At 50.6% G+C, this 259-nt stretch carries 1 protein-coding gene; it reads left to right on the top strand.

Annotated features, from left to right (window positions below; all coding sequences use genetic code 11):
• A partial coding sequence (locus DEF47_RS04310; protein WP_287044990.1) for an ATP-binding cassette domain-containing protein occupies window positions 1-259 on the top strand: 259 nt, incomplete at both ends.

The following is a 259-nucleotide window of genomic DNA, read 5'->3' as shown; positions in this document are numbered from 1 at the left end:
GCTTCGAGGCTCCCAGCGGTGGCTCAATCAAAATCGACGGCAACGATATTACCCAAACGCCCCCCAGCAAACGCAAGATTGGGATTGTCTTTCAATCGTATGCGCTGTTTCCGAATATGAGCGTAGCCCAAAATATCGGTTACGGCCTGCGCATTGGCAAACTCAGCAAACAAGCGATTGAGCAGCGGGTCAACGAGATGCTGGCGATTATCCATATGCAAGAATTTGCCAATCGCTATCCGCATCAACTTTCTGGTGG

The organism is Herpetosiphon sp. (assembly GCF_003512625.1).
GTDB lineage: Bacteria > Chloroflexota > Chloroflexia > Chloroflexales > Herpetosiphonaceae > Herpetosiphon > Herpetosiphon aurantiacus.
The sequence above is the reverse complement of the archived record's forward strand: the minus strand, read 5'-3'. Positions and strand labels throughout refer to the sequence as shown.